The following is a 22,217-nucleotide window of genomic DNA, read 5'->3' as shown; positions in this document are numbered from 1 at the left end:
GATGCCTCCGCGGCCCGCGGCGGGGTCACGCTTCCTCCGGACCACCGGCCAGCACGCGACCATCGAACCGGACGCCTTTACGGAGGGATCCTTCGTGCTGAGCATCGGCGGTGCGGAGCAGTCACACGTGAATCTTGCCGAGCCGGGAGAAATATTCTACGAGTACCTTCGCCGGATCGGACACGTTGTGGACCTGGCAGCCCCTGCCGGTGAGCCTGTCAGCGCCCTGCACCTCGGGGCCGGGGCACTGACACTGGCCCGCTACATCCAGGCGACCCGGCCGGGGTCCCTGCAGTACGCCGTGGAGCTTGAGCGGGAGCTGCTGGACTTCGTCCTGCAGCAGTTGCCGATGCCGGCCGGAACGGTGCTGCACACGCTGATCGGCGACGCCCGGGACGCACTGGCGGAGCTCCCGGCGGGGCTGCGGTTCGACGTCGTGATCCTGGATATCTTCTCCGGACCGGAAGCGCCGGCGCACATTGCCTGCGCCGGGTTCTACACGGAAGCGGCTGCCCGGCTGACGCCGGATGGCGTGCTGATCGTCAACGTGGGTGACGAACCCGGGCTGACGCTGGTCCGGAGCCAGGTGGCAGCGCTGCGGCAGGTCATGGACGGGGTGGCCGCGTTCGCTGAGTCCGGCATGTTCGCCGGGCGGCATCCCGGCAACATCATCCTCATCGGCACGCGGGGTCCGTGGCCGGCGGGATGGACCGAAGAGCTGACGGCCCGCGGCCCGCACCCAGGGACGGTGCTGGCCGGCGTGGACCTCGACGGGCTCTCTGGCTAATCAGGCGCCATCCTAGTCAGCTGCCGCCGCCCACGGGTTCGGCAAACCACAGCTTGGTCTCGCCGTATTTCTTCTCCGCGAACCGTTCCAGCGACGCCGGCCACGCCGGTTCCGGGCTGCGGGACGAGCGCTCCACGACAACGACGGCGCCCTCCGCCAGGTAGGGTGACAGCTCCTCCAGCACAGCGGCCATGGCGGGCTCATCCAGCGGATACGGCGGGTCCAGGAACACAAGGTCCCACAGGGTTCCCGGCACGGTCCGTCCCAGGAAGGACTCCACCCGGGACCGGTGGACCGACACCGCCTTGCGGCCCACGGACCCGTTAATTAGGTCAGCGTTGCGCTGGCAGGCCTCGCTGGCCTTGCCCTCGAACTCCACGAGGTCAACCGTTTCCGCCCCGCGGCTGGCGCTTTCCACGCCCAGCGCCCCGGAGCCCGCATAGAGGTCGAGAACGCGGGCACCTGCCACCACATTGAAGGCCTCAAGCCGTGAGAACAGTGCTTCCTTGACCCGGTCCGTGGTGGGACGGGTCATGGACCCGGGCACGCTGGCCAGCGTCATTCCACCGCCGGCACCCGCAATGATACGGCTCATGCGCGTACCCCCATGCCGCCTGAAGCTGTGCGTCCGCTCCTAGCCACGCTCAAGGAACGCCTCCTTTTCGGGGTTCAAATACTCTTCGATTGCCTCCGCCAGTGCGGAATGGCCCGCCAGGGCCGGATCCGCGGCCACGATCTGCTGCGCGTCCTGGCGTGCCTTCGCAATGACGTCCTCATGTTCCAGCACGCGGAGCAGTTTCAGTGCGGAGCGTCCGCCTGACTGCGAAGCCCCGAGGATGTCCCCTTCGCGGCGCAGCTTCAAGTCCTCCTGCGACAGTTCGAAGCCATCGGTGGTGGCTGCCACGGCATCCAGCCGGCGTCGGCTGGGGTGTCCGGGTTCCAGGGTGGTCACCAGGAGGCAGGTGCCGGGCAGTCCGCCGCGGCCCACCCGTCCGCGAAGCTGGTGCAGCTGGGATATGCCGAATCTGTCCGCGTCCAGGATCACCATCAGCGTGGCGTTGTGGACGTCAACACCCACCTCGATCACCGTGGTGGACACCAGCAGTTTGGTTTCATTCGCGGTGAAGGACGCCATGGTTGCGGACTTCAGGGCCGGATCCTGCCTGCCGTGGAGCGGCGCCAGTGAAACGCCGGCCAGCGCAGGTTCATCCTGGAGGTGTTCGACGACGGCGGTAACGGACGCGAGCTCGCGGGCAGGTCCGTCCCCTTCCAGGTCCGCGGCTGTCGGTTCCGCTTCCCCGGGGCTGAAGTCGCCGTCGTCGTCCTCGCCGATCTTGGGACACACCACGTAGACCTGGTGGCCGGCGTCGATCTCTTCCCGGGAACGGGACCAGATGCGCCCGGCCCAGCCGGGATTTTCGGCGAGTCCCACCACGTGCGTGGAGATGGGGGCACGGCCCGCCGGGAGTTCGTCCAGCACCGATGTTTCCAGGTCGCCGAACACGGTCATCGCCACGGTCCGCGGGATGGGCGTGGCGGTCATGACCAGCAGGTGGGGCGGTTTGCTGGCCTTCGCGCGGAGGGCGTCGCGCTGTTCCACGCCGAAACGGTGCTGTTCATCCACGACAATCAGCCCGAGGTCGTAGAAGGAGACATTGTCGCTCAGCAGCGCATGCGTTCCGATCACGATCCCGGCAGTGCCAGAGGCCGCATCCAGCATGGCCTGCTTGCGGGCAGCAACGGGCATCGATCCGGTCAGCAGCGTCACCTGGACGGCGTCCGGCCCGGATCCGCCCAGGAGTCCGTCCCGGGAGAGCGGACCGAGCGTCCGGCGGATGGATTCGAAGTGCTGCGCGGCCAGGACTTCGGTGGGCGCCAGCAGCGCGGCCTGCCCGCCGGCATCAACCACCTGGAGCATGGCGCGCAGGGCAACGATGGTCTTGCCCGAGCCCACCTCGCCCTGGAGGAGCCGGTTCATGGGGCTGTCCTGCGAGAGCTCCTCCGCGAGGGTCTTGCCGACGGCGGACTGGCCGGCGGTGAGGGTGAACGGCAGCTGGCGGTCGAACGCCGTCAGGATTCCGACTGCGACCGGCCGCCGGGCCGTGGCCTCTTCGGCCGCCAGCTGGGCGCGGCGCCGGGCCAGGGCGGACTGCAGCACGAGGGCTTCCTGGTACCGGAAGCGGTCCCGGGCCCGTTGCCAGTCCCCCGGCACCTCCGGCGTGTGGATGAGCCGGTAGGCTTCGGCGGCCGGCAGGAACTTTTCCCGCGCCGAGACGTCGCCCGGCAGGGGGTCGTCCAGGAGTTCCAGGTCGGCGGTGTCCAGAAGGGTTGAGATCACTTTCTGGATGGACCAGCTCGTGAGTTTTGCCGTTGCCGGATAGATCGGGATGGGCATGGCGGCGAGCTTCTCCGGATCCATGCCCGGAGTGTCAGGGTCCTCGTCGAGCAGCTGGAAGTCAGGGTTCGTGAGGCTCAGGTTGCCGGCGTACCGGGTGACTTTCCCCGAGAACAGGGCCCGCCGGCCCGGGAGCAGCTCCGCTTTGGCGCGGTAACCGTTGAAGAAGCTCACCTTCAGGGTGCCGTCGTCATCCGTGATCACAACGTCGGTCAGGGTGCCGCGGCGCGCCCGCATGGCCCGGGTGCTGCTGGACACGACGCGCGCGATCAGGGTGACCTCTTCGTCCAGCGGGACCTCGCTGATGGGCGTCAGCTCGCCGCGGTTGAGGTAGCGGCGCGGAAAGTAGTTGAGCAGGCCGCCGACGGTGGTGATACCGAGGTGTTTCTCAATGACGGCCGCGGAACGTTTGCCGATACGGCGTTCCAGGCCCAGTTCCAGCTCAGCGTTCATCTCAGTCGGGGTCCCGCGGCAGGGCGAGCTGGCTGACAGAGATGTCCGTGGGTTCGCCGAGGGATCCGATCAGTGCCACGGCCGGTTCAGGGGCCGGGACGTGCACGTGCACCCGCCAGCGGTATTTCCCGTCAGCGTCAGTGGCACCGCCCACCTGGCTCATGATCACCGAATCACCCATTTCATCCAGCCGCTGGCGCAGTGTGGCGGCGTCCAACGGCGAAAGGCTGATGGTGCACATGACTTCCACGCCGTCGTCGTCGGGCATGTCCGCATGGATGTGCGGATCCTGGACGTCATAGCCGTGGAGGCCGTCCAGCATGTCGCTTTGAAGTTCCTCGCCGAGCACCGATGAACGCAGGCAGTCGAGGATGAGGAGCATTCCGACCCCGCCGGCGTCCACGACATGGGCCTCGTGCAGGGCCGCCAACTGGTCCTCGGTCCTGACGACCGCTTCGAGGGCCGCCTCAACCGCCGCATCGAGGGCAAGGCCCAGGGCGTGGTTGCTGTCATCGCCGTTCTGGTCGGCATCCACTCCGGCGGCAGCGCGCGCGGCCGCCTCCATGACCGAGAGCATGGTCCCGGGAACGGGATCGCTCAAGGCGGACCAGGCCCTGATCTGGGCGCGGTTGAGGGCCGCTGCCAGCAGCGGCGAGCTCAGGCGGGCATGGCCGGCCAAAGGCTCAGCGGCGGCGCACAGGAACACCGAAAACAGGGTTCCCGAATTGCCGCGAGCCTGTTCCATGGCGGCCTGGCCTGCCCGCGCAAGCACGGCCCCGACGTCCTGCTGGCCCGGGGTCCTCCCGGGCTGCTGCGAAAGTTCGGGATCGGGCGATATGGCGGCGCCGTTGACCGCCTGCGCAGCGGCACGGACCGTCAGGTAGAGGTTGGTGCCGGTGTCGCCGTCGGCCACGGGAAAAATGTTGATGGCGTTGAGGCGGTCGCTGTGGTTCCCGAGCGCTGTTTCGGCCTTGCCCAACCACCGCTTCATCGCTTGCGCGTTGGCGGCAATCTTAGTCTGCAAAGTGATCCCATCCCACAGTGTCCGCGGGCCGGCCCGCTATCTTCACGCCAGTGCTTTCCGTTGGTGCAAGGGCTTCTACTGAGCCTATCGCAGCGAAACCCGGAGGCAGCTGTACGTCCGCCGGGAATGTGGCAAGGAGCCCATGGTCTTCCCCGCCGCCCAGCACCCAGGCCATGGGGTCGGCGTCCACCGCGTCCGCGGCGGCGGCTAATGGTTCCGTGAGCAGCTTCAGTGCCGCCGGATCGAGGTTCAGGACGATACCGCTGGCGGCGGCCAGGCGGTGGCCGTCGCGGACCAGTCCGTCGGAAATGTCCATCATGGACGAGGCACCCGAAGCCAGGGCAGCCGGCCCGGCTGCCAGCGGCGGCAGCGGCCGGCATTGCCTGTCCATAATGGTTCGCAGCGCCGGAGACAGCAGGTCAACGGCCGGCCCGGATTCAAGCAGGGCAAGCCCGGCCGCCGCATGCCCCACCGTTCCGGCCAGGGCGACGGTATGGCCCGGGCGGGCGCCCGAACGCAGAACAGGCTGCTGCCCGGCCAGGGTGCCCAGGATGGCCACCGTGACCGCGAGTTCGCGGCCACGGCCGAGGTCGCCGCCGGCCACCGAACATCCGTCGGCGCCGAGGTCGTGGATGGCATGGGAAAGCCCGTCGGCAAAATCCTCGACCCAGGAAACGGGCGTCTCGGGCGGCAGGGTCAGGCTCACCACCATGGCCGTGGACCGCGCGCCCATGGCGTTGATGTCGCTGAGGTTTTGCGCTGCAGCCTTCCAGCCGACGTCGAAGCCCGTGGTCCGGTATCCGTTGCGCCACACCAGCCGGAAATCCTGGTCCTGGACCTGGGTGTCAATGCTGACCACGGTCCGGCCGTCCGGGGCTGCCACGATGGCGGCGTCATCACCCGGTCCCAGCAGGAGCGCCGAGGCCGCTGCTCCGCCGTTCGGGTGCAGATTGTTCAGGCGCGGGAAGATCCTGGCGAGGAGTTCGGATTCGGAAAGTCCGGCGACAGTGAGGTGAGATTCAGGCACACCACTACGCTACAGTCCGGGACCGACATCCGGTTCCGGGGCCGGGCGCCGGCCTCTCCTGCCCGTCCGGCCGGGCGCCCGGGCCGGGATAGGCTTAAACCATGCACCAGCTCCGCACCCCGGCTTCCCTCCGTTCGCTTCGCCTGCCCGCAACGGCGGCGGCTGTGGTGCTGGCCCTCAGCGGATGCGCCCCGGTGGTGGATGTGGCGCCGGCCAAGGATGCGGCCAACCCGGCCTGCGCCCCCATGATGGTGGCCCTGCCGGACAGCATGGGGGATGCGGGGCTGCGGAAGACCAACAGCCAGGCAACCGCCGCGTGGGGCGATCCGTCCAAGGTCATCCTCCGCTGCGGGGTCAATGTTCCCGGCCCCACCACCGACCGCTGCGTCAGCGTCAACGGCATCGACTGGGTCATCAAGGAAGGCGACCCCGTGTGGACGCTGACGACCTTCGGCCGCGAACCGGCCACGGAAATCCTCATGGACCCCGACCAGATCAGTTCCGCGACCGTGCTGGCGGAACTCTCGGCCGCTGCCGGGAAGATCAAGGCCACGAGGAACTGCGTGGGCCAGGAAGAGCTGCAAAACCTGCCCACCGGGCAATAGGGTCCCGACCAAGGGTCCCGACCGGCCGGGGCCAACGGCACACGCGTCCCGGCCGGGCGACGCTAGCGCAGCCCGGTCTTCCGGTTCAGCGCCAGGTAGATCAGTTCGTCAATGAGTTCCGCGTAGCCCAGCCCGGAGGCGGCCCACATCTGCGGGTACATGCTTTTCGGCGTGAAACCGGGCATGGTGTTGATCTCATTGATGATCAGCTCACCGTCGGGGGTGTAGAAGAAGTCCACGCGGCTCAGCCCTTCGGCCCCCACGGCGTCGAACGCAGCGGCGGCAAGCTCGCGGACCCGGGCGATCGCCTCATCGGGGAGGTCTGCGGGGCAGCTGAGCGACGCGGCGTCGTCCTCCACGTATTTTGCGTTGAAGTCATAGAACTCGTGTTCGCCCGGTGCCACGGCGATCTCTCCGGGCATGGACGTGCGCGGTGCATCGGTGCCGCGCCCTTCGAGGACGGCGCATTCGATTTCGCGGCCCACGATTCCGGCTTCGATCACGAGTTTGAGGTCATGCTCACGGGCCGCCTCGATGGCCGCATCCAGGCCCTCCAGTGAATCCACCTTGGAGATGCCCATGGAGGACCCCGCCCGCGCCGGCTTGACGAATACGGGGTACCCCAGCAGGTCAACGCGTTTGCGGACGGACTCGGGGTCCGTGATCCACTGGCGGTCCGTCACGGCAATGTAGGGTCCCACCTGCAGGCCGGCGGCTTCGAAGACCACTTTCATGTAGTGCTTGTCCATGCCCACGGCGGAGGCCAGCACGCCGGCACCCACATAGCGGGTATCCGACAGTTCCAGCAGGCCCTGGATGGTGCCGTCCTCACCGAACGGACCGTGGAGCAGCGGGAAAACAACGTCCACGGTGCCGAGTTCCTGCGGCACTTCGTTCGGGGACGCCACGATGAGCTGGTGTTCGCCGCCGATCTCAGCAAGCGTTACCGTCCGGGCCGACGGCGCCACCTCGGGAAGCGAGGAGGCCGAGAGGGACCACTGCCGGGTGTCCCCCGGGGCGAGGACCCACTGGCCGGTCTTGGCGATGCCGATGGGGATGACATCGTACTTGTCGTAGTCGATGGCCCCGAGAACGCCGGCGGCCGTGACGCAGCTGACGGCGTGCTCGCTGGAGCGGCCCCCAAACAACACGGCGACGCGGGGTTTGGTGTGGCCGTGGCCGTTCTTGTTCACTTGTACTTCCGACACAGTCAGTAATCGCCTTCGGATTTCAGGTCCCGGGCCAGCAGCAGCGGTCCCAGTTCGTCAACGGACAATTTTCCGGCCAGCACGGCAACCACTGCCGCGGTGATGGGCATCTCGACGCCGAGCTTTCCGGCAAGTTCGTGCACGGCCTGCCCGGACTTGATCCCTTCGGCTGTCTGGGTCATTTCGGCGGTGACCTGTTCCAGCGTCAGCCCCTTGCCCAGCAGGCGTCCGGCGGTGTGGTTACGGGACAACGGCGAGGAGCAGGTGGCGACCAGGTCGCCCAGGCCCGCCAGGCCGGCCATGGTCTGCGCTTCTCCCCCCAGTGCCAGGGCGAGCCTGGAGGTCTCGGCAAGCCCGCGGGTGATAACCGAGGCTTTGGTGTTGTCACCCATCCTTTTGCCTTCGCAGATACCTACCGCCAGGGCGATCACGTTTTTCACGATGCCGCCGATTTCAACGCCGACGACATCGGTGGTGGTGTACGGCCGGAAATACGGCGCGGTGCAGCTGCGGGCGATCCAGGAGGCCACCCCGGCGTCGGAACAGGCCACCACGGAGGCGGTGGGTTCCTCGCGGGCGATTTCCATGGCCAGGTTCGGCCCCGACACCACAGCGATCCGCTCGGCTTTGATACCCAGTTCCTCGCAGATGACCTCGCTCATGCGGGCATCCGAACTGAGTTCGAGGCCTTTCATCAGGGAAACCACGTAGGCATCCGGTGAGATCAGGTGCCGCCACTCGCGCAGTTGCAGCCGCAGCGACTGGGCGGGAACCGCCAGCACCACGAGGTCTGCGCCGGAAAGCACCTCGGCGACGTCGGTGGAAGCGGTGATGCTGTGCGGGAGGTCGATGTCCTTGAGGTACTGCGGGTTCCGGTGCAGGGTGTTGATCTGCTCAACGACCTCGGCGCGGCGCCCCCAGAGCCGTATGCTCCGCTGGACACCGGATGCCGTTGCTGCATCGGCAAGGATCTTGGCAAAGGTGGTGCCCCAGGAGCCTGCTCCGAGGACAGCGACCGACATGGCTGAGCCCGCTGCGGCCTGCTCAGGGGTCATTTGCCGCCCCGATCGATGTTGCGCCCGTGCTTGCTCTGGTTGTGGGCGGCCGGATCCCACCGCTCAGCGGGAGGCTGTTCCGACCGCAGGGTGGCCAGGAGTCCGGTGATGGCGTCCATGATGACGCCGGTGGCAGCCGTCAGCGTGGCCTTGTCCAGCGGCCGGCCCTCAAAGGCGCTAAGGTCCACGGGGTTGCCCACGATGACGCGTGAGGTGCGCCGGGGAAAAAGGTGGAAGCGCTTCGCATAGCGCGGGAACACCTGGTGCGCTCCCCAGTGCGCCATCGGAACCACGGGAATGCCACTTTCGAGCGCCATCCGGGCGGCACCGGTGTGCCCCTTCATCGGCCACAGCTCCGGGTCCCGGGTCAGCGTGCCTTCGGGGTAGATGACGATGGCCCCGCCTTCGTCCACCACTTCCTTGGCGACGTTCAGCGACCGGTTGGCGCCCGCCGTCGAGCGTTCCACCGGGATCTGCTTGGTGGCCCGCAGCACCGCTCCGAGGACCGGCACCTTGAACAGGCCGCCCTTCGCAAGGAAGTGCGGCATCCGCTTCTGGTTGTACAGCATGTGGCCGATGACCAGCGGGTCGATCTCGGTGCAGTGGTTGGGGGCGGCAATGAAGCCGCCCGCCGGGAGCTTTTCCAGCCCTTCCCACTTCTTATTCATCATCAGGTTCATCACAGGCCTGACGATTCCGGCGACGATGACAAAGGTGATGCGGCTCTTGGCCGTTTCCTTCACTGGGGCCCCGTTACTTGGCTGAAGTGATGTCGAAATCGGCGCCCAGCCCGGCGAGCTTCTCCGTGAAGCGCTCGTAGCCGCGGTTAATGATGTCTATTCCGGTCACCCGGGACGTGCCCGTGGCGGCCAGTGCGGCGATGAGGTGGCTGAAGCCGCCCCGGAGGTCCGGGACGTCGATGTCGGTGCCCTTGAGCTGCGTGGGTCCCGAGATGACGGCGGAGTGCAGGAAGTTGCGCTGGCCGAAACGGCACGGCACGCTGCCGAGGCATTCGCGGTGCACCTGGATGTTGGCGCCCATCCGGATGAGGGCGTCAGTGAATCCGAAACGGTTCTCATAGACGGTTTCGTGGACGATCGACACGCCCTCGGCCTGGGTCAGGGCAACCACGAGGGGCTGCTGCCAGTCCGTCATGAAGCCGGGGTGGACGTCCGTTTCCAGGACGAGCGGGTTCAGTTTGCCGCCGCGGTGGTAGAAACGGATGCCGTCCTCACCGATGTCCATGCCGCCGCCCACCTTGCGGTAGGTGTTCAGGAACGTCATCATGTCGCGCTGTGAGGCGCCCTCCACGAAGATGTCTCCGCGGGTCACGAGTGCCGCTGATGCCCAGGATGCGGATTCGTTCCGGTCCGAGAGGGCGCGGTGGTTGTAGCCCCCGAGGTCCTTCACGCCTTCGATCCGGATGGTGCGGTCTGTCTGGACGCTGATGATGGCGCCCATCTTCTGCAGCACGGCAATGAGGTCGATGATTTCCGGTTCCGTGGCGGCACCGGAAAGCTCCGTGATGCCCTCAGCCCGGGTGGCACTGAGCAGAACCTGCTCGGTGGCGCCCACCGACGGGTACGGCAGCGAGATCTTGGCGCCCTGGAGTCCCTTGGGCGCGGAAATGTGGATGCCGCCCGGACGCTTTTCCACAACGGCCCCGAACTGGCGGAGGACGTTCAGGTGGTAATCGATGGGGCGGTCGCCGATTTTGCAGCCGCCAAGGTCGGGAATGAATGCTTCGCCGATGGCGTGGATCAGCGGGCCGCACAACAGGATGGGAATCCTGGAGTCGCCTGCGTGGGCATCGATGGCGGTGCTGGATGCGGTCTTGGCACCCTTCGGATCCAGGGTCAGGTCACCGGTCACCGGGTCCTTTTCGACCGTGACGCCGTGGAGCTGGAGCAGGCTGGTGACAACCTCGACGTCCTTGATTTCAGGGACGTTGCGCAGCACGGACGGCTCGTTGCCCAGCAGGGCGGCCACCATGGCCTTGGGGACAAGATTCTTGGCCCCGCGAACGGTGACGCGTCCAGTTAGCGGGACGCCTCCGCGGATTGTCAAAACACTACTCATATACCGGTTTCCTCACGACTACTCGCCCCCAAATCCTTACAAAGGCTCCAGCTAAGCATAGGAGCTAGCGTTACCGATCTGAAATACGGCGCGATTTTCCCAACACTGCAGAGGAGATCTGAAGCGGGCGCGGCGCGGACCGGTTAAGGGTGCGGCGTGTACCAGGCGGGGGTGCGGCTGGGATCCCGGGGACCGCCCCGCCTAGGACAGCCGTGCGGGCAGTGTCTTCGGCTTGAACGCGGGCCTGGTGGCCTCGTAGGCCGTGATGTCTTCCTCGTGCTGGAGGGTCAGCCCGATGTCGTCCAGGCCTTCCAGGAGGCGCCAGCGCGTGTAGTCGTCAATCTCGAACGGTGCCACCACATTGCCGCACATCACGGTCTTGGAGACGAGATCCACGGTCACTTCGGTGCCCGGGGCGTTCTCCAGCACCTTCCAGATGAGTTCGATGTCATCCTGGGCGACTTCAGCCGCCAGCAGGCCCTGCTTGCCGGAGTTGCCGCGGAAGATATCGGCGAACCTGGAGGACAGGACGGTCTTGAAGCCATAGTCCTTCAAGGCCCAGACGGCGTGCTCGCGGGACGACCCGGTGCCAAAATCCGGACCGGCCACCAGCACGGAGCCGGCGTTGAAGGGGGCCTGGTTCAGGATGAAGGCCGGGTCCTTGCGCCAGGCCGCAAACAGCGCGTCTTCGAAGCCGGTGCGGGTGATGCGCTTGAGGTATACGGCGGGGATGATCTGGTCGGTGTCCACGTTGCTCTGGCGCAGCGGTACGCCGATCCCGGTGTGGGTGCTGAACTTTTCCATGGCGGATCCTTCGGTACTGAGTGGGTCTGGGCTGCGTGCTCTGGGCTGCGCGGGCTAGCCGGTGTTGCCTAAGAGGCGTTATCTAAGCAGCGCTGCTGCGGGCTGCGGCGGACTCCGGAGCGGGGTCCAGGTCCGACGGCGAACTGAGCGTTCCGCGGATTGCAGTGGCTGCCGCGACCACCGGTGAAACGAGGTGCGTGCGGCCGCCCTTGCCCTGGCGTCCTTCGAAGTTGCGGTTGGAGGTGGAGGCGCAGCGTTCGCCCGGCTCCAGCTGGTCCGGGTTCATGCCCAGGCACATGGAGCAGCCGGCGAAGCGCCATTCGGCACCGAAGTCCTTGAAGACCTTGTCCAGGCCCTCCGCTTCGGCCTCGAGCCGGACCCGGGCCGAGCCGGGAACCACGAGCATGCGGATGTTCGGGTCCTTGGTGCGGCCCCGGACGATGTCCGCCGCCGCGCGCAGGTCCTCCATCCGGGAGTTGGTGCAGGAGCCCAGGAAGACCGTGTCCACCCGGATCTCCTTCATCGGGGTGCCGGCTTCCAGCCCCATGTACTGCAATGCCCGTTCAGCCGCGGCCTTGGCGTTTTCGTCGCCGAAGTCCTCCGGCGACGGCACCTTGGCGGACAGCGAAACGCCCTGGCCGGGGTTGGTACCCCAGGTCACGAACGGCTCCAGGGTGTCGGCGTCGAGGTCCACCTCGACGTCGAACGTTGCGTCGTCTTCGGAGCGGAGCGTGTTCCAGTATTCGACGGCGGCGTCCCACTCAGCGCCCTGCGGCGCGTGCGGGCGTCCGTACATGTAGTCGTAAGTGGTCTGGTCCGGAGCAACCAGGCCTGCGCGGGCGCCGGCTTCGATCGACATGTTGCAGATGGTCATCCGGGCTTCCATGGACAGCGCACGGATCGCCGAGCCGCGGTACTCGAGCACGTAGCCCTGCCCGCCGCCGGTGCCGATCTTCGCGATGACGGCCAGGATGATGTCCTTTGCCGAAACACCCGGACGCAGCGCGCCCTCCACATTGATGGCCATGGTCTTGAACGGCTTCAGGGACAGCGTCTGGGTGGCCATGACGTGCTCCACCTCGGAGGTGCCGATGCCCATGGCGAGTGCGCCGAAGGCGCCGTGCGTGGACGTGTGCGAGTCGCCGCAGACCACGGTCATGCCGGGCTGGGTCAGGCCAAGCTGGGGACCGACCACGTGGACGATGCCCTGTTCGGCGTCGCCCAGGGAGTGCAGGCGGACGCCGAACTCCTGGCAGTTGTTGCGGAGCGTCTGGATCTGCGTCCGGCTGGTGAGATCGGCGATAGGCTTGTCGATGTCCAGCGTGGGGGTGTTGTGGTCCTCGGTGGCGATGGTGAGGTCCGGGCGGCGCAGCGGCCGTCCCGCCAGGCGGAGACCTTCGAAGGCCTGCGGCGAGGTCACTTCGTGCACCAGGTGGAGGTCGATGTAGAGAAGGTCCGGCTGGGCGTTGGCACCTTCGCCGTCGCCTTTGCGCACCACGTGCGCGTCCCAGACTTTCTCGGCCAATGTCTTTGCCATGGCCATCTCCCTTCACTGCTGTTGGCTGTTTACATCCACTGAACCAGCACGCCCGCGTAATACGCCAGCCAAATGATTTGCATCTCAGATATTGAGACGGCAATATCATTACATGGACAATTCTAGTGGAGTCGGTGTCATCGATAAAGCGGCCCATGTGCTTGACGCACTTGAGGCCGGTCCCACCACTCTGGCGCAGCTGGTGGCTGCCACCGGACTGGCCCGGCCGACCGTACACAGGCTTGCCCTGGCGCTGGTCCACCACCGGCTTGTGAGCCGCGACATCCAGGGCCGCTTTGTCCTGGGAAGCCGCCTGGTGGAGCTCGCCTCCGCCGCCGGCGAGGACCGGCTGATCGCTTCCGCCGGACCGGTGCTGATGCAGCTGCGCGACGCCACCGGCGAAAGCGCCCAGATCTTCCGCCGGCAGGGCGACTGGCGTGTGTGCGTCGCGTCGGCCGAACGCCCCATCGGGCTCCGCGACACCATCCCGGTGGGTACGCAGCTCTCCATGAAGGCCGGCTCCGCCGCCCAGGTGCTGCTGGCGTGGGAGGACCACGACCGGCTGCTCGAAGGACTGCAGGCGGCGCGTTTCACGCCCACCGTCCTGGCGGGAGTACGACGGCGGGGCTGGGGCCAGAGCCTCGGCGAACGCGAGCCGGGGGTCGCCTCCGTCTCCGCGCCGGTCCGGGGACCGTCCGGACGCGTGATTGCCGCCGTCTCCATTTCCGGCCCGATCGAGCGCCTGACCCGCCAGCCCGGCCGGCTGCACGCCGAAGTCGTCTGCAACGCTGCACGGGTGCTGACCGAGGCGCTCCGTAAGAACAACGACTAAGTAGGCTGTGCCCATGAACAGCTATGGGGTATTCCTTCGCGGCATCAACGTGGGCGGCATCAACATCAAAATGGCGGACCTCCGCAGTGCACTCGACGAACAGGGTTTCGCGGGCGTCAAGACGCTGCTGGCCAGCGGCAACGTGGTGATGGCCAGCGATCTCGGCGCGGCGGCGGTCAAGAAGGACGTCGAAACCTGCCTCCGTAAGGCCTTTGGCTACGACGCCTGGGTGGTGGTGCTGACCGCAGACCGCATTGCCGCGCTCGTGGAGGCGTGCCCGTACCCGGCTGAGGACAAAACGACGCACACGTACGTCACGCTGAGTTCGGACACAGCCGTTCTGGACGAGCTGTACGAGGCGGGTTCCCGGCTGGACGGTACGCAGCAGCACCGCCTGGGCCCCCAAGCGATGGCGTGGCTGGCGCCGGCGGGCGGCACTCTGGACAGCCCGTTCAGCAAGCTGTCATCCAAGGCCCGCTACAAGTCCACAACCACCACACGCAACCTTCGCACCATGATCAAGGTGCGCGACGCCACGCAGGCCCTGGACGACCGCTAGTCGCGGCGGGCGGATTTCAACGCGGCGTTGAAGGACTTCAGCCTGCTGACCTCCACCTCCACCGGCTCCACCACCAGCCTGTCCGCGACCGCAGCCACGGCGGTCCTGAGCTTCTTCCCGGCCGCGGCGGCCCGCAGCCCGGCAGCGGCGGCCGCCACGAACTTCCCGGCGAGGGCAAGCACAATACCAAGCACCGCTCCCCCGGCGATCATCAGTGTGGGAACAGGCCACCCTTCCACCCTGGGAACCTCGGGAACCGGGAGCTGGAGATACGCCAGGCCGGCCAGGACGCCCAGCCACGCCAGGCCGCCCAGTGCCGTGACGAGGGCCAGCCACTGGATGACGTTGAACAGTCCCCACCACCACGATTTCCGGCCGGCCATCAGCTCGGTGCCGGCAATAGCCTGGTCAAGTGCGTCAGGCAACCGGTCACGGCCTTCACGCGCCGCGCTGCGGATGGCAGCACGCCAGGGACCCGGGGCTCCGGCGCTGGCTGCATCCGCGAATTCCCGGACGGCCGCGTCCGTCCTGGCACGTTCCGGTGCCCCCGCGGGCGGCAGCGAGGTCCGGTTGACCTCGGACCTGGCTCCCTCCCGGCGCAGGTTCAGCCGCCGCAGCGGGTCGGGCCGGAACCGGACCAGCCACCGGGTCAGCGGCCAGCCGGTGCGCCGGGTGGCTTCCTGCCGGTAGGACCGCGACACAGCGTCCACCACCAGCTGGACGTTGGCGGCAGCCGCAAGCTCAGCCGCCAGTTGCGACCGTGTGCCCGCCGTGACCCCGGCAGCCTCTCCCGCCCCGGAGGCCTCCGCAAGCTGCGCCGAGGCCTTGGAGACGTCCGCGGCCAGCCGCTGCGACAATGCCTGCCGTTGCACCACCACGTGGCGGATGGCTGCCCGCACTTTGTCCACTCCCGTTCCAGTCAGGGCAGAGGCGCCGAGGATCTGGACCTTGCCCAGTCCGTCCCGGGCAAGGATGGCCTTGAGAGACTCCAGGACCGGCTCGACGTCCCGGGGCGGAAGCCGGTCGATCTGGTTGAGGACCACCAGCGTTACCGCTCCGTGGGAAGCCAGCGGCGTCAGGAAGTCGTTGTGCACAGCGGCGTCCGCATATTTCTGCGGGTCCAGCACCCACACCAGGACGTCCACCAGTCCCACCATGCGCTGGACGATCTCCCGGTTGGCGGCCTTGGTTGAGTCGAAATCGGGCAGGTCCAGCAGGACCAGTCCGGTGGATTCATCGGCGAACCCCGGTACCGCTGCGGAATGGTGCCGGCTGGTGACGCCAAGCCAGTCCAGCAGCGGCTCACTGCCCTCCGCTCCCCAGACACCCGCCAGCGGTTCCGACGTCGTGGGGCGGCGGGCCGCCGCCGTCGCGATTTCCGCGCCGCTGACCGCGTTGAAGAGCGACGACTTACCGCTGCCCGTGGCGCCGAAGAAGCCCACCACCGTGTGGTCCGAGGACAAAGAACGACGGGAACTGGCTCGCTCGAGCACCTGGAGCACGTCGTCCAGGGCCTCGTCGGGCACTACGCCGCCGGCGAGCTCGCGTGCGTCGTTGAGGGCTTCCAGGCGGGAGCCCAGGCGGGAGGCCTCCCTGGTTCCGCTGTGCCGGCTCATGCTGACTCGGCCAGACGCTGAAGGGCGCGGGCATGGCCCGAGAGGACATCCGGCGATACGCCTGTGCTGACGTCGAGGCGGTCCAGGAAACGCTGCTGTTCGGCCTGCAGCAGCTTGTGGCACCTCGCGTTCAGGTCCTCCCGCGCAGTCTTCGCGAGGCGCCTGACCGCATCCTCGCCAAAGACCGCTTCCAGGAGCCGTTGGCCGACGACGGCGGTGCCGCCCGCCACGCCGATTTCCAGTCCGGTGAGCCCTGCGGTCATCGAGAAAACGACGATCATCAGGGCGGCCCCGAGTCCGTTGACCCCGAAGGACAGCCACCGGGCCTGGGTCCGTTTGCCTTGGCCTTCCGTACGGATGAGCTCCATGAGGGCTTCCTGCCAGGCGCGGATCTCCGCGGCCACCTTGTCCGGGAAGCCGGGGCCGGTGCCGGAAAGGTCGTCGGTGCCCAGCAGTTGACGTCCTGCCGGGTCGGAGCGCCAGCGCTGGTCGGCGTCCTCGGCCGCAGTGGCGGCTTCGTCGATGATGACCGCCTGGAGTCCGGTTTCAATGGCTGTTTCGACCTTGACCGCCGGTGCCGGCTCACCGCGGAAGAATGCACCCATCCGGTCCCGCATGCGCCCGATGTTCTGCTCCAGGACGCGGAAGAACTCCCCGGTGCCGACGAAGTCCTGCCACCGGGCAAGGACCTCGCCCCGGAGCAGGGCGCCGTCCCTGGTAGCGTCCAGAATCCGGGCCACAGCATCCTGATAAGCGGCTCGGGCATCCTTGGCCAGGACATCCCGCGATTGCTGCTGTTCCAGCGAAGCCTGCGCCAGCGCGGCCACGCGGCCGCTGAGCGCACGAACAGTGCCGTTCAGGGTCCGGCGGGCGATGTCGGCCCTCCCGGCGGCGTCCGCTGCCAGTTCTCGCACCCAGCGTGCCAGCGGCTCCACGGCCCCGTCGGGCAGCATTCCGAGGCCGTCGAGGGTGACCTCCGGAATGATAAACAGGCGGGCCGCGCCCAGGCCCTCCCGCTGCAGCATCATGCGCAGGTCTGTGCTGACCTCCGCCTCGGCTGCCGGCGGCACCCGGTCCAGGACCACTGCCACCATGATGTCCCTGGAGGCAGCGTCCAGGAGCAGCTTCCAGGGAACGGCGTCGGCGTAGCGGTTCGCGGTTGTGACGAAAAGCCAGAGATCCGCGGCGGCAAGCAGCTGGCCCGCCAGCTTCCGGTTGTCATCCGAGACGGAGTCGACGTCGGGAGCATCCAGGAGGGCGATTCCTTCCGGCACGGCAGGGTGCCCCACCAGCACCAGGGACGATATTGACGCAGCGTCCGGCGCGGCTCCGGCCCGGTTGGCGGGCAACTGCGTGTCCACAACAGTGCCCCTGATACGGCTCAGGCTCGGCAGGACCCGCTGGTCCTCGAACCAGGCCGCGTCCGCCGGGTGGTGAAGCAGGATCGGCTGCCTGGTGGTCGGCCGGATGGCACCCGCCCTCGTAACAGGGTGGCCCACCAGTGCATTGACCAGGGTGGATTTGCCGGCACCGGTGGATCCGCCCACCACCGCCAGCAGCGGGGCGTCCAGGCTGCGGAAGCGCGGGAGGATGTAGTCGTCCAGCTGCGCCAGCGCGTTCCGGATATCGAGGCGCGCGGCGTCCGCGCCGGGCAGTGCGAGCGGCAGCCGGGCCGCGCCAAGGTCCGTGCGCACAGCTTCGAGCAGTTCCACGGCGGCGGCCGCCCGCGTGTTTTGCGCGGCAGGTCCCGGGGGCGAGCTCTCAGATGGTGACGTCACAGCTTCATCATGCCAGTTCAGCGCTGGTCCGGCTCGAATCCGGCGCTGGCCGCGCGGCTGCAGCGGCTGCAGCGGCTGCTCAGGATACAACCGGAATTAAGAACAAAACGGCCCCGGGCTGTTGCCCGGGACCGTTTCAGTGGTGACCCCAGCGGGATTCGAACCCGCGTTACCGCCGTGAGAGGGCAGCGTACTAGGCCGCTATACGATGGGGCCGCGTACTTTCCAGATAGCATTTCTGCTATCAGGCTCAGTGAGTATTTCACACACAAAGCCAGTGTTTCAAATCGGATAAACCGCTCGAAACCCCTGATCTTCCGCATCGGAATGCAGCTTTCTCAGAGCTGGGATACCAGGACTCGAACCTAGAATGACGGTACCAGAAACCGTAGTGTTGCCAATTACACCATATCCCAATGGAACTTTCGGGCCGGACTTTCAGGCCTAAACCTTCGCTCTCAGCGCCTCAGCACGAGTAATTACTTTACCCGAGAGTTTTGGATGGCACAAATCGGGGCCCGACTCCCCTTCCGCTGCACGCCCAGCCCGCTGCGATGACGCACGATTCGGGTCGCCCCGCGAGAAAACCCTTGCAATTCCGGGGCAAACAAGTTTACGCTCGGTAAGTTACCGCAGAGTAACAACCTCCCCGAAGCCGGCCTGACCGGCAGTTCTACGCCCTGTTCGGAATGTTAGCTGCATCACGGCTGGAGGCTTCCGGGGCCACACACGCTTCCGCCAGGACCGTCGAGAGGAACCAACCGTGCCACAGAGTCGTGCCACTGCTCCCCCGAACCCCCGCACACGCGGCCAGCAGATCGCCATAGCGCTGCTTGCTTTGCTCCTTATTGCCTTGCTGGGTTTCTACACCGTGGTCACCGGCCGCATCACCGAAGGATCATCCAGGCTCAAGGACGGAGCCGGCCAGGCCTCCGCAGGCGCCGATCAGCTCAAGGACGGAGCCGGGAAGCTCGCCGCCGGCGCCACGCTGGCAGACACCGGGGCCGGCAAGCTCGCCGCCGGAGCGCAGAAGGTCCGCGCCGGCATCACCGACAAGCTGGCCCCCGGCGCGGACCAGCTCCAGGCCGGAGCCGAGAAGCTTGCGGCCGGTGCGGTGAAGATCGAGACGGACGTCACGACGAAGCTCGCCCCGGGTGTCTACAAGGTCGATGACGGTGCCGGCAAACTGGCTGCAGGCGCGGTGCAGCTCTCCGCAGCGCTGACGCCCACTGCATCCGGGAACGCGGAGAACAACCTCGCCGACGGCGCGACCCGGCTCAGTGCCGGTGCATCGAAGCTGGAAGCAGGGGCCGGCCAGCTTGCCGCCGGAACAGACCAGCTCAAGGGCTACCGCGGGGCAAACGGCAACCCGGAAACAGGCACGGGGACCGCTGCCCTTGCGCAGGCTTTGGAGCTGCTGCAGGCTGCCGCGAACGATCCCGTGCAGGGACTCGTGCCGCTCTCGGTCGTCAAGGACAAGATCGCAAAGATCACAGCAGGTGCCCACAAGCTGGACGCCGGCGCCGCCCAGCTGCAGTCCGGCGCCTCACGGCTCCATGACGGCACGGGGGAACTGCAGGCCGGGGCCGGCAGGCTGACCGCGGGCTTTGCCACCCTGAGCGGCAAGCTCAACAGCCAGGATCCGGAAAACCCCGGTGTTGTGCTTGGCACCCGGCTCCTCGCCGACGGGACTGCCAAGATCAGGGTGGGCATGGACGGCGTACCCGGAAACCCCGACCGCCCGGGCCTGCTCAAGGCCGCCGCAAGCATGACCGAAGGTTCCGCCCGGCTCGCCGCTGGAACCGGAACCCTGAATGCCGGCATCAAGGGGGATCCGGCAGATCCCGCGAACCCCGGCCTGCTGGGCGGTTCGGAGGCCCTTGCCGTCGGAGCGGCACAGCTCTCGGAGGGCAACACCAAGCTCGCTTCCGGTTCCACGCAGCTTGCCACCGGGTCCGGCAAGCTCGCGGAGGGGAACGCGAAGGTGGCTGCCGGCACGGAAACGCTCTACTCGAGTGCGGCCGCGGTCTCGCCATCCGACATGGTGGGCCAGCCCGATGCGGTCACGGCCGTCGGCATGGTGGGCGTTCTGGGGCTTGGTTCGGTTGGCGCGTACGTTGCCTTGCGCAACCGGCGGAAAGCCGGCGCCCCGGTGTGATCACGCCGGTGGCCCGGCCCGGACCGGGCGGGGCCACCGGCAGGGGGCTATCCCAGCAAGTCGACGAGCGACCCTACCTGGTGGCCGGCAAAGGCGGACTCCGTTTCACCGCTGCGGTTCAGCCATACGCCCAGCAGGCCTGCCGCCGTCGAACCTTCCGCGTCCAGCAGGCGGTTGTCTCCCACATAGAGCGTTTCAGCGGCATTGCTGCCAAGGAGGCGTACGCCCTCGAGGTAGATGGCCGGATCCGGCTTGGGCACGCCCACGGTGTCCGTGCCCACCAGCACCCGGATCCGCTGCAGCCCCGCAGTATCCAGCTTCACGCGCTGGTAATCGTGGACGTTGTTGCTCACCGCTCCGTACGGAATTCCTGCGGCGTCGAGGGCGTCCAGAACAGGGGCCACATCTTCGAACGCCCGGACATAGCCGTGCTGCAGGGCAGCGTAGGACGTAACCCACGCGTGGGATTCCTCCCCCTCTTCCAGTTCCACCCCGAAATGTCCCAGGGCGGCCCGGCCGCGGAGGAGCCGCTGCTCGTTGAACGTCAGCTCCCCGGCCAGGTAGCGGTCGTAGAAGTGTGTGGTCTCGTGCGTGAAGATGCGCCCGAATTTCTCCCACCCGGCCTGGTCCAGGCCGGGCAGGAGATGCTCGCTGACATCACGCAGCGCCGTGGTCATGGCGTATTCGAGGTCCACCAGGGTGTCGTCAATGTCGAACAGCACGCCCCGGATGACACCAAAGCCCGTGTGCAGCACACGGCCGCCGTCGCCGCGCAGTGCAGTCATCAGCCGCGGAAAGCGTGCAGGCGGGCCAGTGAGGATGCCTTGCCCAGGATCACCATTGACTCGAAGAGCGGCGGCGAAATCCGGCGCCCGGAAATGGCGGTCCGGACCGGGCCGAAGGCCAGCCTTGGCTTGACGCCCAGGCCCTCCACGAGCGCCTGCTTCAGCGCTGCCTGGATGCTCTCGGCGTTCCAGTCAGCCACGGCGTCGAGGGCTGAGATTGCCGCGTCCAGGACCTCGGTGAGGTTTTCCGGGAGCCCCTTGCGCGCGTCATCCGCAACGTCGATGGCGTCGTCCTTCTTGAACAGGAAGGAAATCATCTCGGGAGCCTCGCCCAGCAGGGCGATGCGCTCCTGGATCAGGGGTGCTGCCTCGGCAAGGATTTCCTCTTCGCGGGCCGTGAGCGTCTCCCCCACGAGGTTGGCTGCGCGCAGGTACGGAACCAGGCGGCCCCTGAAGTCGTCCGCTTCCAGCATCCGGATGTGCGTGCCGTTGATCGCTTCGGCCTTCTTGATGTCAAAGCGCGCCGGGTTGGCCAGTACATCGTGGACGTCGAAGTGCTCGATGAGCTGTTCCACCGTGAAAATGTCTTCGTCGGCGGACAGGCTCCACCCCAGCAGGGAAAGGTAGTTGAGCAGGCCTTCGGGGATGAATCCGCGGTCCCGGAGCAGGAACAGGTTGGACTGCGGATCACGCTTGGACAGCTTCTTGTTGCCCTCGCCCATCACATAGGGAAGGTGGCCGAACACCGGCATGTAGCTTGCGACGCCGATGTCCATCAGCGCGCGGATCAGCACTACCTGGCGGGGGGTGGAGGACAGCAGGTCCTCGCCGCGCAGGACGTGGGTGATCCCCATGAGCGCGTCATCCACCGGGTTCACCAGGGTGTACAGCGGGGAGCCGTCGGCGCGGACAATCACGTAGTCCGGGATGCTTCCGGCCTTGAAGGTAATTTCGCCCCGGACCATGTCGGTGAAGGTGACGTCCTCATCGGGCATGCGGACACGGAGTACCGGTTCGCGGCCTTCCGCCTTGAACGCGGCCACCTGCTCGGCGCTGAGGTCGCGGTCGAAGTTGTCGTAGCCGAGCTTGGGGTCGCGGCCGGCGGCACGGTGGCGCGCCTCAACTTCATCCGGGGAGGAGTAGCACTCGTAGGCGTAGCCGGCTTCCAGCAGCTTGGCCACGACGTCCTTGTAGAGATCCAGGCGCTGCGACTGGCGGTAGGGCTCGTGCGGTCCGCCCGTTTCCACGCCCTCTTCCCACGAGATGCCCAGCCACTTCAAGGCCTCGAGCAACTGCTCGTAGCTCTCCTCCGAGTCCCGCGCCGCGTCCGTGTCCTCGATGCGGAAAACGAAGGTTCCCTGGGTATGCCGGGCGTACGCCCAGTTGAACAGCGCCGTACGGATCAGGCCGACGTGCGGCGTGCCCGTGGGGGACGGGCAGAACCGCACCCGGACCGGGGTTTCGGCGGTGACGGCAGGACTGGAGACGGCGTTGGACACAGAAGGAGTAGTCATA

19 protein-coding genes and 2 tRNA genes are annotated in these 22,217 nt (G+C 67.2%); 5 read left to right on the top strand and 16 right to left on the bottom strand.

Annotated elements, in window-relative coordinates; translation table 11 throughout:
- Position 1 precedes the first annotated feature (1 nt).
- Positions 2-787: a spermidine synthase gene (locus BS38_RS0115505; RefSeq protein WP_028271639.1), complete on the top strand. Its 786-nt coding sequence runs from the start codon at positions 2-4 to the stop codon at positions 785-787.
- 16 nt (positions 788-803) lie between these two features.
- Here BS38_RS0115505 and rsmD read toward each other — a convergent pair whose 3' ends face one another.
- The 4 genes from rsmD to thiL are packed head-to-tail and all read right to left on the bottom strand — an operon-like array spanning position 804 to position 5,686.
- Complete coding sequence (gene rsmD / locus BS38_RS0115500) at positions 804-1,382, bottom strand: 16S rRNA (guanine(966)-N(2))-methyltransferase RsmD (RefSeq protein ID WP_028271638.1); 579 nt, start codon at positions 1,380-1,382, stop codon at positions 804-806.
- 39 nt (positions 1,383-1,421) lie between these two features.
- Positions 1,422-3,635, bottom strand: a complete 2,214-nt coding sequence (locus BS38_RS0115495; protein WP_028271637.1) for an ATP-dependent DNA helicase RecG — start codon at positions 3,633-3,635, stop codon at positions 1,422-1,424.
- A 1-nt stretch (position 3,636) separates the two neighbouring features.
- The gene (locus BS38_RS0115490; RefSeq protein ID WP_028271636.1) at positions 3,637-4,626 is read right to left on the bottom strand and encodes a DAK2 domain-containing protein; all 990 of its coding nucleotides are present in this window, start codon (positions 4,624-4,626) and stop codon (positions 3,637-3,639) included.
- 22 nt (positions 4,627-4,648) lie between these two features.
- Entirely contained in the window at positions 4,649-5,686 is a 1,038-nt protein-coding gene (gene thiL, locus BS38_RS0115485) for a thiamine-phosphate kinase (RefSeq protein ID WP_028271635.1), read from the bottom strand.
- Between the two features lie 101 nt (positions 5,687-5,787).
- Between thiL and BS38_RS0115480 the strand changes: the two genes are divergently transcribed.
- Entirely contained in the window at positions 5,788-6,291 is a 504-nt protein-coding gene (locus tag BS38_RS0115480) for a DUF3515 domain-containing protein (RefSeq protein WP_028271634.1), read from the top strand.
- Positions 6,292-6,353: 62 nt separating this feature from the next.
- Here the strand turns inward: BS38_RS0115480 and BS38_RS0115475 are convergent, their stop codons facing one another.
- The 6 genes from BS38_RS0115475 to leuC form a co-directional block, all read right to left on the bottom strand.
- A complete protein-coding gene (locus BS38_RS0115475) occupies positions 6,354-7,499 on the bottom strand; it encodes a D-alanine--D-alanine ligase family protein (protein ID WP_051628955.1) in 1,146 nt (381 codons plus the stop codon).
- 2 nt (positions 7,500-7,501) lie between these two features.
- Complete coding sequence (locus BS38_RS0115470; RefSeq protein ID WP_028271632.1) at positions 7,502-8,554, bottom strand: NAD(P)H-dependent glycerol-3-phosphate dehydrogenase; 1,053 nt, start codon at positions 8,552-8,554, stop codon at positions 7,502-7,504.
- Positions 8,551-9,297, bottom strand: coding sequence for a lysophospholipid acyltransferase family protein (locus tag BS38_RS0115465; RefSeq protein ID WP_028271631.1), 747 nt, complete (start codon positions 9,295-9,297; stop codon positions 8,551-8,553). Before BS38_RS0115465 ends, BS38_RS0115470 begins: the two co-directional genes overlap by 4 nt.
- A 10-nt stretch (positions 9,298-9,307) precedes the next feature.
- The gene (gene murA / locus BS38_RS0115460) at positions 9,308-10,633 is read right to left on the bottom strand and encodes a UDP-N-acetylglucosamine 1-carboxyvinyltransferase (RefSeq protein ID WP_028271630.1); all 1,326 of its coding nucleotides are present in this window, start codon (positions 10,631-10,633) and stop codon (positions 9,308-9,310) included.
- Between the two features lie 201 nt (positions 10,634-10,834).
- Positions 10,835-11,437, bottom strand: coding sequence for a 3-isopropylmalate dehydratase small subunit (gene leuD / locus BS38_RS0115455; protein ID WP_028271629.1), 603 nt, complete (start codon positions 11,435-11,437; stop codon positions 10,835-10,837).
- A gap of 82 nt (positions 11,438-11,519) precedes the next feature.
- On the bottom strand, positions 11,520-12,974 hold the full coding sequence (gene leuC, locus BS38_RS0115450) for a 3-isopropylmalate dehydratase large subunit (protein ID WP_028271628.1): 1,455 nt from the start codon (positions 12,972-12,974) through the stop codon (positions 11,520-11,522).
- Between the two features lie 112 nt (positions 12,975-13,086).
- On the opposite strand from leuC, the gene BS38_RS0115445 reads away from it, so the two are divergent.
- Complete coding sequence (locus BS38_RS0115445) at positions 13,087-13,806, top strand: IclR family transcriptional regulator (RefSeq protein WP_011692361.1); 720 nt, start codon at positions 13,087-13,089, stop codon at positions 13,804-13,806.
- A 13-nt stretch (positions 13,807-13,819) separates the two neighbouring features.
- The gene (locus BS38_RS0115440) at positions 13,820-14,365 is read left to right on the top strand and encodes a DUF1697 domain-containing protein (protein ID WP_028271627.1); all 546 of its coding nucleotides are present in this window, start codon (positions 13,820-13,822) and stop codon (positions 14,363-14,365) included.
- Here BS38_RS0115440 and BS38_RS0115435 read toward each other — a convergent pair.
- From BS38_RS0115435 to BS38_RS0115420, 4 genes are all read right to left on the bottom strand, one after another.
- On the bottom strand, positions 14,362-15,981 hold the full coding sequence (locus tag BS38_RS0115435) for a GTPase (RefSeq protein ID WP_028271626.1): 1,620 nt from the start codon (positions 15,979-15,981) through the stop codon (positions 14,362-14,364). The genes BS38_RS0115440 and BS38_RS0115435 overlap by 4 nt on opposite strands.
- Entirely contained in the window at positions 15,978-17,759 is a 1,782-nt protein-coding gene (locus tag BS38_RS0115430; protein WP_043438890.1) for a dynamin family protein, read from the bottom strand. Before BS38_RS0115430 ends, BS38_RS0115435 begins: the two co-directional genes overlap by 4 nt.
- 140 nt (positions 17,760-17,899) lie before the next feature.
- Positions 17,900-17,975: transfer RNA gene (locus tag BS38_RS0115425), tRNA-Glu, on the bottom strand.
- Positions 17,976-18,103: 128 nt separating this feature from the next.
- Positions 18,104-18,175, bottom strand: a tRNA-Gln gene (locus tag BS38_RS0115420).
- Positions 18,176-18,522: 347 nt separating this feature from the next.
- Here BS38_RS0115420 and BS38_RS0115415 point away from each other — a divergent pair.
- Entirely contained in the window at positions 18,523-19,917 is a 1,395-nt protein-coding gene (locus BS38_RS0115415) for a hypothetical protein (protein WP_028271624.1), read from the top strand.
- Between the two features lie 47 nt (positions 19,918-19,964).
- Here BS38_RS0115415 and BS38_RS0115410 read toward each other — a convergent pair whose 3' ends face one another.
- Together BS38_RS0115410 and gltX are read right to left on the bottom strand one after the other, a co-directional pair.
- Positions 19,965-20,702, bottom strand: coding sequence for an HAD family hydrolase (locus BS38_RS0115410; protein WP_028271623.1), 738 nt, complete (start codon positions 20,700-20,702; stop codon positions 19,965-19,967).
- Complete coding sequence (gltX, locus tag BS38_RS0115405) at positions 20,702-22,216, bottom strand: glutamate--tRNA ligase (RefSeq protein WP_028271622.1); 1,515 nt, start codon at positions 22,214-22,216, stop codon at positions 20,702-20,704. The genes BS38_RS0115410 and gltX overlap by 1 nt, the downstream gene beginning before the upstream one ends.
- Position 22,217: the final 1 nt, after the last annotated feature.

Source organism: Arthrobacter sp. UNC362MFTsu5.1 (assembly GCF_000685965.1).
In the GTDB taxonomy this organism is placed as follows: Bacteria; Actinomycetota; Actinomycetes; order Actinomycetales; family Micrococcaceae; genus Arthrobacter.
The sequence above is the reverse complement of the archived record's forward strand: the minus strand, read 5'-3'. Positions and strand labels throughout refer to the sequence as shown.

Bases quoted from the DNA above. Each gene is read 5' to 3' on its own strand.
- BS38_RS0115410 (WP_028271623.1), bottom strand. From the start codon at position 20,702: ATGACTGCACTGCGCGGCGACGGCGGCCGTGTGCTGCACACGGGCTTT.
- BS38_RS0115490 (WP_028271636.1), bottom strand. From the start codon at position 4,626: ATGAAGCGGTGGTTGGGCAAGGCCGAAACAGCGCTCGGGAACCACAGC.
- BS38_RS0115505 (WP_028271639.1), top strand. From the start codon at position 2: ATGCCTCCGCGGCCCGCGGCGGGGTCACGCTTCCTCCGGACCACCGGC.
- leuC (WP_028271628.1), bottom strand. From the start codon at position 12,974: ATGGCAAAGACATTGGCCGAGAAAGTCTGGGACGCGCACGTGGTGCGC.
- leuD (WP_028271629.1), bottom strand. From the start codon at position 11,437: ATGGAAAAGTTCAGCACCCACACCGGGATCGGCGTACCGCTGCGCCAG.
- BS38_RS0115445 (WP_011692361.1), top strand. From the start codon at position 13,087: ATGGACAATTCTAGTGGAGTCGGTGTCATCGATAAAGCGGCCCATGTG.
- rsmD (WP_028271638.1), bottom strand. From the start codon at position 1,382: ATGAGCCGTATCATTGCGGGTGCCGGCGGTGGAATGACGCTGGCCAGC.
- BS38_RS0115480 (WP_028271634.1), top strand. From the start codon at position 5,788: ATGCACCAGCTCCGCACCCCGGCTTCCCTCCGTTCGCTTCGCCTGCCC.
- gltX (WP_028271622.1), bottom strand. From the start codon at position 22,216: ATGACTACTCCTTCTGTGTCCAACGCCGTCTCCAGTCCTGCCGTCACC.
- murA (WP_028271630.1), bottom strand. From the start codon at position 10,633: ATGAGTAGTGTTTTGACAATCCGCGGAGGCGTCCCGCTAACTGGACGC.
- BS38_RS0115495 (WP_028271637.1), bottom strand. From the start codon at position 3,635: ATGAACGCTGAGCTGGAACTGGGCCTGGAACGCCGTATCGGCAAACGT.
- BS38_RS0115470 (WP_028271632.1), bottom strand. From the start codon at position 8,554: ATGACCCCTGAGCAGGCCGCAGCGGGCTCAGCCATGTCGGTCGCTGTC.
- BS38_RS0115435 (WP_028271626.1), bottom strand. From the start codon at position 15,981: ATGAGCCGGCACAGCGGAACCAGGGAGGCCTCCCGCCTGGGCTCCCGC.
- BS38_RS0115440 (WP_028271627.1), top strand. From the start codon at position 13,820: ATGAACAGCTATGGGGTATTCCTTCGCGGCATCAACGTGGGCGGCATC.